Genomic DNA, 10,000 nt, shown 5'->3' on the forward strand with positions numbered 1-10,000 from the left:
TTTTATGGGTTCTAATCGGAATCCTTGGTGGCATAGAAACTTTTGGATTATTGGGCTTATTCCTAGGCCCTGCACTGATGGCTGTCCTGATTATGATATGGCGCGATATTGCAGACCCGCCCCATTTAAATGAAGACTAAAGAGCCGCGGATATATTCTCTCTAAAATATAAAAAAGCCCACTTCATTAGAAGTGAGCTTTTTTATTGCAGAATTATCTTATTAAAAAGCGCTACTAACCGATTTCTGTCCAAGCAGAAAGCAAATCAGCCACCGCTTTTTGAGCATCTTTCAGAGGCGTAGGGTCTAAAGTCTTAATCGTCTGTCCAAGATTATGTCTTATATAGGCATAACTCCGAAAGAGACTTCTTGCGACCTCGCCTCCTTTCTCAAAATCCAGAGAACTTTCAAGGTTGCCAATCAGACGAAAAATCTTTGCCTGTGCTTGATAGCGTTTTTCTCGATCGCCATGTTCCAAGGCCGATTTATAAACATTAAATTCACGGATCAATTCTTCATACAGCAATGTAATCAACCCATGAGGCGATGCATTCATTACCTTTGAATCAATATCTACATCCCGATATCGGGCTGCAGCCCGTGAAAAAGGTGAATAACTCATCTTCTACGGTTTATAACCTCCCAAGCCCTTGATGTTTCCACTAGCTACTAGAACTGTCTTTCGTCCACAGAGAAATCTGCTGTTTCAGGAAACTCAAGGTCGATTTATAGCCAGAAACCGCCGTATTCATAGCTGTAAATTGTGTCGTTAATCTAGTCCGATATGTACTCATTTTGGAAGTAAGATCGGTTTCCTTCTGAGTAATAGCGGAAGCTACCTTCGTATAAGTATTTTTACTGGCTGTTAGAGCCCCACCAGAAGAGGTCATTTGAGTATAAAGCTGATTAATAGCACCTCCGACCCCAGCATCAATTGAAATCGTCGAATCAGTAACACTCGTACCACTAATTTTTAAGACCAAACCTGCTGCAGTGGAATCAGAAGAAGCAATCAAGCTTTTCCCAGATACTAGCATGTCCTTACCATTCAACTTGGCGCCGGTAATATTACCAGATTCATCATAAGTCACATCGGACAGTTTATAGGTACCCGGTGTAACTTTACCAATACTGCTGGTAATAGAAACCGCTGAATTACTTGTACTTTGGGTCGGATTGAATAGGGCTTCAACAGAATCGGGATCATTTGCCAAGGCGGTATCCAATTGCGTTGTATCAGCCGTCAACGTTCCATCACGATTGATAGAAACACCAATCTCGCCTAAAGTTGAATAGCTGCCATTCGAGGATAGCTTCTGGTTAATCATACTGTTTAGAGAACTTTTAAGGGTACGTACCCCAGCATCATTAGCCAACGCACCAGCACTGCTTGATGATGTCCCAATCGCGGTATTAGTGCTGATATCGGAATAAAGCTCGTTATAAGCATCAACAAAATTAAGAACCGCCTGCCGAACATTACTCGTCTGACGCGTCGATCCCAGAGTCACGGCCTGTGACGAAGCTGATTTCAAATTGATACTAACACCTGAAATCAAATCATCAAATGTATTAGAACTACGAGTAACTTCAACATTATTATAAGAAAGCTTGGCATCCTGCGCTGCAACATTGACAGTCATGCTACCGCTATTGGCGCTTTTATCATAGTTGATATCAGAAGCACCGCCGGAACCGGACACGCTAAAACCATAGGCATCACCGGTCATACCGGTAATCATCAACTGCTGCTGGCCAGACGACTGTGTTAAAACTGTAGCCGTAAAACCAGCCTGCTTTTTATTGATAGCCTTGGCAACGTCTGAAAGCGATGAACCGGCGTCAATTGAAACCGTTGCACTACCATAGCTATTCGTAAAAGTGAGCGTACCAGCATCAAAGGTCTTACTGCTATCATAAGCTGTTGTGCTAATACTTTGTGCCTGTGCTAACTGCTCAACTTTAATAGATCCAGAAAGGTTGCTTAATCTCGATCCGCTTTCAGCAGTTGCGGTCAAAACAGAGGTATCAGAAACGCTAGGCTGCGTTAAAAGAGACCCTCCACTTACCAAAGAAGATAAAGAAGTGTTTAAAGCACTAAGATCAGAAGTAATAGTGCCTAAAGCTGATATCCGATTGGAGTTGGTTGTGCTTTGCGTATTCAATTGTTGTTGGATTGGATCTTGAGACGCAGCGACAAGCTCATCGACTAAATTTGTAGTATCAAGACCTGACCCAGCACCCAAAGTTGTCAAGATAGAAGACAATGTAGACGTAGAAGACGAAGACGTTGTTGCCGCCGTGGTCGCTGCCGTCGATGAGGATGTAGATGTTACGCCAGAAGTTGAGCTTGTCATAAAACAATCCTTTCACCCTTCATAACGACAGAAGAGGCCTAAAGTTAAATATTACCAACCAATCATAATCTTTGGTCTGTTTGGTTCTTTGTTTTTTAAGTCTATTTTTTTGCCTGATGGCCATTTTCATCGAAACGGACTTCCTCTGGAACATCAATAGCAGGCAGCGTTAGACCTTGCTCTCCAGCATTCAAGCGAAAGATAAAAGCTAAAATAGATGCAACAGCTTTGTATAACTCTTCCCGTATCAACTCACCAGAATTGGACGTAAAATAGATAGCTCTCGCCAAAAGCGGATAATGCAAAACAGGAACATCGCTTTCATCTGCCATTTCCCGTAAAGCTAGTGCCAACTCATCTATGCCTTTTGCTGTCACAATAGGCGCAATATCTTCTCCAGCCTTATACTTTAAGGCCACAGCAAAATGAGTTGGATTCGTAATAACAACGGTAGAATCTTGCACAGCCTTACGATTAGAAGCTCGAAACACAGCAATTTGTCTTTGCCTAACTGCTGCTTTTATTTCAGGAGAGCCTTCTGTCTGCTTGTGTTCATCTTTAATTTCTTGTTTACTCATACGGAGGCGTCGATTGCGTCGAAAAATCTGAATAGGCACATCAATCGCAGCGACCACGGCCAAAGCTACTGACATCACCAATACCAATATCAAAAATATATGCCCAATTTCGTTTATCGCTGCTTTTAAGTCGTGACGGCCCAATTGCATAATGACAGGCAGGCGTTGCCATAAAATCCAAAGTCCGAGACTTCCTATTAGAAGAACTTTTACAATCGACTTGCCGAGCTCAAAAAGCCCTTGCATGCCAAAAACACGAGAAAAGCCGGCAATAGGATTCAGTCTTTCAGGTTTAAAATTCAAGGCTTCCCATCTAAAGCCTAAGGACCCCAACACTGCTGGCGCTGCAATTGCAGCAAAAGCCATCAGGACAAACAGCATCGAGAAAGGCAGAATAATACAAGTAATCAGACGTATAAAGACTGAGAAAGGATCAAATCTACTAAAAGCATTAAAATCGAAAGAGAGCCCCATTTTTAACATGATGCCTAAGTCATAAACCATCCTATGGCTAATCATTAAAAACCATGCCAAAGAAGCTAACATTGCAAAGGCAATCCCCAATTCCTTGGATTGGAGGACATCCCCTTTTTCAGCAACCTCTCTTAAACGTTTTTGAGTAGGGGCCTCGGTTTTTTGGTCTTGATCGACGTCACTATCCGCCATGCCCCGCTCCCGTTTTTGCTAGCTTATCGGCCATATCAAGACCAGAGCGAATAGCATCAATAACACCTTCACTAATCGCCGGGACAGAAATAGCGATTAATAAAATACCAATGATAAGCGCCATCGGCATGCCTACTGCAAAAAGATTAAGGGCTGGAGCTGTTCTCGACAGAAAACCCATCATGACTTGAATAAGAATAATTGAAAAGGTCACGGGCAAAGCAATCAACATGCCTATCGAAAAAAGCTGTCCTGCAAATTGGGTTAGCTTTAAGAAAAGCTGATTATTCAGCCCAGGTCCGCCAACAGGCATTGTCTGATAACTTTCGACAATAATACGAATCAAAAGTAGATGGCCATCGGCAGCCAGAAAAAAGAAAGCTCCTAAAATAGTGAAAATTTGGGTTAAAACGTTAGAATTGCTACCGTTGACAGGATCGATCATAGAAGCGAATCCTAGCCCCATAGCATTACCAATTAACTCACTGGTGCAATATCCGGCGGCATAACCAATCTGAACAGCGAAGCCGATAGCAATACCTGTGATTATTTCTCCTACCACCAGAAATAATCCTGTAAAAGAAACCAGTCCAGAATCAGGTAGAATCAAATGGGCGTCCATAACTGATGGTAAACCTACTGCTAATGCAAGCATAACACGCACAGTTACTGGGAACGCGTTTGCCCCCAATAACGGTGCCGCCACAAAGGCAGCTCCAGGGCGTAGCAAAGCAATTAACCATATCCAGAGATAATTCTCTATTTCTGCAAGATGCGCGGGTATCATCGCCAATCACTCATTAGCGAACTAAATCTGGAATTCGGCCATAGGTTTCATGCATGAAATCAACAATCAAGCCAAAGATGCTGCCTCCGAATAAAGCTAAAACTAGGGCAATAACAACCAGCTTTGGTAAAAAGCTTAATATCTGCTCATTAAGAGAGGTGGCAGCCTGTATCATACCAATGAAAAGGCCAACTAACAAAGCCGGTATTAATATCGGCGCAATAGCCAAGGCTGTAATCCACATCGCCTGTTGGGCAACACCAATGAAATAATCGGGATCGCTGCTCATTGAATAAATGACCCTGCCAAAGAGCCGACCGTTAAAGCCCAACCATCGACCATAATAAATAATAGCAATTTAAACGGTGCAGAAATGATTTGTGGTGACAACATCATCATACCTAAAGCCGTTAATGTACAAGCCACGACAATATCAATAATAATAAAAGGCAAAAAAATCAGAAATCCGATTTCAAAAGCGGTCTTTAACTCACTGGTTACAAATGAAGGCACTAACACAGTAAAGGGAATAGATTCTACATTTTCATAGCGTGGATGATGAGCCAAATCTGTAAAAAGCTGTAGATCATTTTTACGGGTCTGCTTAGTCATAAATCCATGCAGAGCCGTACCAGAACGCATAATAGCTTCTTCTATCTGGATTTCGCCCCGACCATAAGGAGAAAAAGCCGTTGTATTGATCTGATCTAAAACTGGTCGCATCACAAAGAGTGAAAGAAATAAGGCTAATCCAATCAACACCTGATTAGGCGGTGTCTGTTGTAGGCCTATCGCCTGACGTAATAATGACAGCACAATAATAATGCGGGTAAAGCTCGTCATCATGAGGATGATAGACGGCAGCACCGTCATTAAAGTCATCAGCAATAAGATTTGCAGCGATAGAGTCAGCGGCTTGCCATTATTGAGGAATGTACTCATCCCTTTATTAAATGCGGCACTACTAGCTCCCGTATTACGATCATTTGCCGGCGAAGAAGGTGGCATTGGTGGTGCCGGAGGTTTTGGTTGAGAAACCACCGATGGCTTTGCTGCAGCAGAAGCATGGGGCACTGTTGGCACATGTTGCGCCATCGCGGGTGCTAATGGGGATAAGAAAAATAATGAACCAATTAGAAAAAGCCGTATTTTTGAATTGCTCAATTTTTCAAACTGTTTTTTCTCGCATTGATCAGGAAAAACAGTGATAGGCTGTTTATAATTAGCGGCCGCCATTAGATTATTTATCCCCTATTTCGGGTATATCAGTTAAAGAAAAAGGTGGTGATTTATCTGCTTCGGATAAACAACTGACTTTTGTATCTGTTACTGCCAATAATAATTTTTTATTAGAAAATTCAACAACAACCAGCTGTTGTCTTCGACCTAACCGAAGAGTTTCAACCAGCTTTATTGAACTTCCCTTTTGCGGAAAATCTGCTTGCAAGGATGGCAATAAGTTGAATTTCTTCAGTAGCCAGAGAGACAGTATTATTAATCCGGTAACAATGATTAGCGGAATCATCATATGGAGGAGATAGCCGCCGATCATAGTGATCAATCATCCCCGACTGAGTTATTTTCGTTAGAAACAACGTCAACAATCCGCACGCCAAAGCGACCATTAACAGTTACCACTTCGCCTTTGGCAATTAGCTTACCGTTTACCACGACATCTAATAGTTCATTTGCCTGACGATCCAGCTCAACAACACTACCTTCAGCCAGGTCTAATAACTCTGCCAAAGATAAAGATGTAGAGCCAACTTCAAGTGACATCTTTACTGGAATATCAGATAGAAGGCCTAAATCTTTGGTACGATTAGATTTTGCTGATTTATTTCCTTTGGCTGTCGATTCATCACTCATATTTCTGGCTCCTCTTCAAGCTTTTCAATCAATAAAGCAGTTTTTCCGTCACGATCCCCTATACTGCCATAAGCAATTTTTTTTGTGCCAGCAATTAAAGGGAGCTGCTCTGGCATTTCAATTGGAATAACTTCTCCGACCTTTAAATTTTTTAGTTGCCCCATAGTAATCTGAGGACGAGCCAAAATCGTTTTAATGGGAATAGGGATGGCAGAGGCCGCCAGCCGCATCCGCTTCGTCCAATTTTCATCAGCTGGCCCCGCATCATCATGCACTTTTGTGTCAAGATGCATTTCGAAAGGCCGAAGCGTTGCCCGAGGATAGACAATTGATATTCTAGCAGCACGACCATTACCAGGAACAATTGTAAAGCGTTGTACAACAACAGCTTCATCATTCCGTATCATGGTAACATAGGCACCGTTCGTCTCTCTCGATAGAAACTGAGACTGCAACTGCACAACATCAGACCAAGATTCAACAACGCTATCTGCAATCGTGTCAGATAAACGGACGAGTAACCTCTCTTCTGCAGGTGTAAATTCTTTGGCACGAGACGGGGTAACAATACCAGTGCCGCCATAAAAAGCATCAACCAATCCGGTAATAAATTGGGGATCCATAACGATCATAGCACCACCTTTCAGCGGGGCTAAACGGTACAGGCTAATGCTAACAAACTCTGGTAAATCCCGCCGCCATTTTTCAAAATGATGGATATCGACGCCGTCAACCGTTACTTGGGTACGAGCACGTGCAAAAGGCTCAATAATAAGCCTTAACCTACGTGCCAATTTTTCAGCGATCCGCTCCAGTCCAGCCATCCGGACGATAGGGTTGAGGGTTTCCTGACCAAAGACGAACTCCGTTTTTTCCTGTGGAGAGTCTTCTTCGATATCATCGCCCCCCAACTCGGCCAACAGGGCATCCATTTCTGCGCCGGACAAGGAAGTTGCTTCTTCCTGATCTTTTGAAGATTTCGGGGATTTACTCATTGGATAAGAAAACTTGTAAAATAGACGCTGTCAACACCACCAAAGCCTTCTTTATCCTTAAGAACATTATTGATAACATCCTTAATTTGATTCTGAAGTTGCTTCTTACCGGCTTCTGTCGATATCGTCTGGTTGTCTTGGTTGGAGATAGTCATCAAGATGGCTGATCTGATCGGCAGTTCGTCTTTTTTGACGTTACTGATCACCCTATCATCATAATAGGTTGAAATGCCAATACCGATTTGCACCAGATTGCCGCTATTCTGCACATTTGAGATAAAGGGCTTATCAAAAGCAAAATAGCTGGCCTTAAATTGACCTGAAGAAGCATCTTTTTCATCCAAAGGTACTTTTTTAGGTAAATTTTCATCAGCCTTTGAAGTTGCGGTTTTATTATTAGCCGTCGCTGGCGCAAAGATAGCTGGCATGTATCTGGGCAAGAAATACCCGCCTGCAACACTGCCCAAAGCAACTAGCACGACAATAATCACTACTAAAATCAGGATTTTCCCAATAGATTTTAATAAACCGCCTTTTTTGGGCAATTTCGCGTTATCTTCGCTCACTTACATCCCCTGTTAAGCGTAACGCGCACGATTTTTTTGCTCTTCAGCAAGATCATCGTCCGGTTGTTCATTTCTTGTATTGTTAGTTATCGGAGCCGCCACAGCAGATCGCTGTTGATCAGCCATTTGTTGATGTGACGGCTGGCCATTTTGCCCCGATTGTTGGGACATTGTCTGGCTGTTTAAATCAATCCGAGCATCTGTAATATGCACTCCTTGGGCATGAGCTTCATTCATTAAATCATGACGAGCCCCTGCGATAATAGACTGAGCAGCTTCGCTACTCGCTGTCATATGAACAGCTACACCATCACCCGCTGATTGGATGGATACATGTAGCATACCAAGATGATCCGGATGTAAGTTAAAAGTCAGATTACTGTTAGATCCTGACGCGGTAGCAATATCACGCGTCAATTGATCAAGCCATAGGCCTTGATGTGCCAAGTCAAGCTGGTTATTAATACTAACTTGGTCCTGATTAGGCATTAGATTACCTAAGGTGATAATATTACTATCCTGATTTACTGGATTATTAGAAGAAACAATATTGTCTGCCAATGCCATTACGTTAGCAAAATTATTCTTTTCACTTCCTGTCACATTGTCTTCAGAATGTGAATTCTCAATTTCCACATCCTTTTTAAGACTTGGCTGTGTTTCATTTACTTGATCTGTTGAGACAGAGCTTATGGCATTGTTGGGTTGATAGATTTCTGTAAACTGACTTCTACTCACCGGAGTATAGGCCGTATTTCGCGCATTATCACCTGCAAAAATACTGTTTGCATTGCCAGATTGATTACTAAAATCAGCAAATTTATCCGTAGTCTGATTGAGCGTTTGCAAGTTGCCTTCTGCCAGTTTGCTACTGCGCCCCACAGCCTGTGCGCTATCTACCTTATTTGTATGACTATCATTCCCTTTAGTAAGGGAGGCACTGACTGCCACCATATTTGGGGCTGTATTGGATGACGGAATAGACGAAGGCGCTGTCATTTTTATCGTAGCAGCGGGTGTTACTGTATCACTAGCCATCGTACTTGCCTGTTGCTGATTAACAGCTTCAAGCACAGATGGTTTCTTATCTTTCAGCTCTGTTGTTATATACGTGTTTGAAATATTGCTCTGACTTAGTGTCAAAGCATCAATCCTACCACTCGTCATAACATTATCAGCCGTAGAAATAGGCTGACTATCCCTATCCGAAGGCTGATTTTTGTCGCTATCATTCGCTTTGTCAGTAAGCATAGAGGTCAAATTCGCAAGGACAGATGGTGAAGCATCAGCTTTTAAGACTAAGGCAGGCTTATCTTCTGCTGCAGGAATTATCCCTGTAAAATCTTTAACTCTGGCTGACATCAGCTCCGGTAAAAAATTGGTCGGAGCTAATTTTGACTTATCATCAGTTAAAGTAGCTTTAGGTTCTAAACCAACAGATGTCGTTGCGGATAATTCCGTATTTGAAACAGAAGTCAGATACGCAGAGCCATCACTAGCCAAAGATGACGATGGCACCTTTAAACTCTCAACTGTCTGTGGAGGTGAAGCTTCCTCATTATCGACACGACTCTGTCCAGAGATAGTCGCTTGCACAGCAGAAGCCAATAAAGGTGCGGCTGCCAAAGCGGCGCTTAAACCAATAGATGTGTTAGCTACAACATTATCAGCTGACTGGAGCTGGTCATCATTATCTGATTTATCCGAATGAGAGTCGGAGATTTCGACATCATCAGATGGTGCAACGTTATTATCTCTAAGGCTATGTAAATCCACTGATAAAGGAGTAGTTTTTTCGCCCGTATTCTCCTGTGGTATAATTTCTGGAGATTGAGAATATAACTCTTGTCCTGGTAACCAGTTAGAAGTTGAATCTACATTTTCCTGATCGACATACACTCCGACAAAAGCCAGTAAATCAGCTGAATTTTGAGACAGTTTTTTTACAGAAGGCAATGAGTCTTTGATCTCATCATTTGATGATGACGCAAGGGGGAGTACCTCAGCGTTTTCTAAATCGCCCTTTCCTGAAACCTCCGGCAACGTAGGTTGGGCATCGACTGTTTTTGGGGTGTTGCCTTTAGAACTAGCACTTACAAATTTTTGTTTCGAGACAGGAGACGTCACAGAATTAGAGGACGTATCGGTTCCTACCTTTTTTATTAATGAGGCCGTAGAACTGC

At 42.5% G+C, this 10,000-nt stretch carries 11 protein-coding genes and 1 pseudogene; 1 reads left to right on the forward strand and 11 read right to left on the reverse strand.

Features of this window, described 5'->3' with window-relative positions; all coding sequences use genetic code 11:
• A pseudogene (locus LDL18_RS08955) lies at nucleotides 1-140 on the forward strand (AI-2E family transporter); the annotation flags it as partial.
• A 94-nt stretch (nucleotides 141-234) separates the two neighbouring features.
• On the opposite strand, the gene LDL18_RS00170 reads toward LDL18_RS08955, so the two are convergent.
• From LDL18_RS00170 to LDL18_RS00220, 11 genes are all read right to left on the reverse strand, one after another.
• Complete coding sequence (locus LDL18_RS00170; protein WP_296505871.1) at nucleotides 235-621, reverse strand: flagellar export chaperone FliS; 387 nt, start codon at nucleotides 619-621, stop codon at nucleotides 235-237.
• A gap of 40 nt (nucleotides 622-661) precedes the next feature.
• Nucleotides 662-2,356, reverse strand: a complete 1,695-nt coding sequence (gene fliD, locus LDL18_RS00175) for a flagellar filament capping protein FliD (RefSeq protein WP_296505873.1) — start codon at nucleotides 2,354-2,356, stop codon at nucleotides 662-664.
• A gap of 101 nt (nucleotides 2,357-2,457) precedes the next feature.
• Nucleotides 2,458-3,600 carry a flagellar type III secretion system protein FlhB gene (locus LDL18_RS00180; protein ID WP_296505875.1) on the reverse strand — a complete coding sequence of 381 codons (1,143 nt, stop codon included), beginning with the start codon at nucleotides 3,598-3,600 and terminating at the stop codon, nucleotides 2,458-2,460.
• Nucleotides 3,590-4,387: a flagellar biosynthetic protein FliR gene (gene fliR / locus LDL18_RS00185; protein ID WP_014500901.1), complete on the reverse strand. Its 798-nt coding sequence runs from the start codon at nucleotides 4,385-4,387 to the stop codon at nucleotides 3,590-3,592. The genes LDL18_RS00180 and fliR overlap by 11 nt, the downstream gene beginning before the upstream one ends.
• 13 nt (nucleotides 4,388-4,400) lie before the next feature.
• The gene (locus tag LDL18_RS00190; protein WP_296505880.1) at nucleotides 4,401-4,676 is read right to left on the reverse strand and encodes a flagellar biosynthetic protein FliQ; all 276 of its coding nucleotides are present in this window, start codon (nucleotides 4,674-4,676) and stop codon (nucleotides 4,401-4,403) included.
• Nucleotides 4,673-5,623, reverse strand: coding sequence for a flagellar type III secretion system pore protein FliP (gene fliP, locus LDL18_RS00195; RefSeq protein ID WP_296505882.1), 951 nt, complete (start codon nucleotides 5,621-5,623; stop codon nucleotides 4,673-4,675). The genes LDL18_RS00190 and fliP overlap by 4 nt, the downstream gene beginning before the upstream one ends.
• Nucleotides 5,624-5,627: 4 nt before the next feature.
• Entirely contained in the window at nucleotides 5,628-5,915 is a 288-nt protein-coding gene (gene fliO, locus LDL18_RS00200; protein WP_296505884.1) for a flagellar biosynthetic protein FliO, read from the reverse strand.
• 29 nt (nucleotides 5,916-5,944) lie between these two features.
• Complete coding sequence (fliN, locus tag LDL18_RS00205; RefSeq protein WP_296505886.1) at nucleotides 5,945-6,256, reverse strand: flagellar motor switch protein FliN; 312 nt, start codon at nucleotides 6,254-6,256, stop codon at nucleotides 5,945-5,947.
• On the reverse strand, nucleotides 6,253-7,251 hold the full coding sequence (locus LDL18_RS00210; protein WP_296505887.1) for a FliM/FliN family flagellar motor switch protein: 999 nt from the start codon (nucleotides 7,249-7,251) through the stop codon (nucleotides 6,253-6,255). The genes fliN and LDL18_RS00210 overlap by 4 nt, the downstream gene beginning before the upstream one ends.
• Nucleotides 7,248-7,796: a flagellar basal body-associated FliL family protein gene (locus tag LDL18_RS00215; protein WP_296505890.1), complete on the reverse strand. Its 549-nt coding sequence runs from the start codon at nucleotides 7,794-7,796 to the stop codon at nucleotides 7,248-7,250. Before LDL18_RS00215 ends, LDL18_RS00210 begins: the two co-directional genes overlap by 4 nt.
• Nucleotides 7,797-7,829: 33 nt before the next feature.
• Nucleotides 7,830-10,000, reverse strand: a 2,171-nt coding sequence (locus LDL18_RS00220) for a flagellar hook-length control protein FliK (RefSeq protein ID WP_296505891.1), incomplete at its 5' end; no start/stop codon positions are given.

It is taken from the genome of Zymomonas sp. (genome assembly GCF_020216885.1).
GTDB lineage: Bacteria > Pseudomonadota > Alphaproteobacteria > Sphingomonadales > Sphingomonadaceae > Zymomonas.

What these genes read in the sequence shown, in the direction of transcription:
- fliO (WP_296505884.1), bottom strand. Translation starts at nt 5,915, where the DNA reads ATGATGATTCCGCTAATCATTGTTACCGGATTAATAATACTGTCTCTC.
- fliN (WP_296505886.1), bottom strand. Translation starts at nt 6,256, where the DNA reads ATGAGTGATGAATCGACAGCCAAAGGAAATAAATCAGCAAAATCTAAT.
- fliP (WP_296505882.1), bottom strand. Translation starts at nt 5,623, where the DNA reads ATGGCGGCCGCTAATTATAAACAGCCTATCACTGTTTTTCCTGATCAA.
- fliD (WP_296505873.1), bottom strand. Translation starts at nt 2,356, where the DNA reads ATGACAAGCTCAACTTCTGGCGTAACATCTACATCCTCATCGACGGCA.
- fliR (WP_014500901.1), bottom strand. Translation starts at nt 4,387, where the DNA reads ATGATACCCGCGCATCTTGCAGAAATAGAGAATTATCTCTGGATATGG.
- LDL18_RS00180 (WP_296505875.1), bottom strand. Translation starts at nt 3,600, where the DNA reads ATGGCGGATAGTGACGTCGATCAAGACCAAAAAACCGAGGCCCCTACT.
- LDL18_RS00190 (WP_296505880.1), bottom strand. Translation starts at nt 4,676, where the DNA reads ATGAGCAGCGATCCCGATTATTTCATTGGTGTTGCCCAACAGGCGATG.
- LDL18_RS00210 (WP_296505887.1), bottom strand. Translation starts at nt 7,251, where the DNA reads ATGAGTAAATCCCCGAAATCTTCAAAAGATCAGGAAGAAGCAACTTCC.
- LDL18_RS00170 (WP_296505871.1), bottom strand. Translation starts at nt 621, where the DNA reads ATGAGTTATTCACCTTTTTCACGGGCTGCAGCCCGATATCGGGATGTA.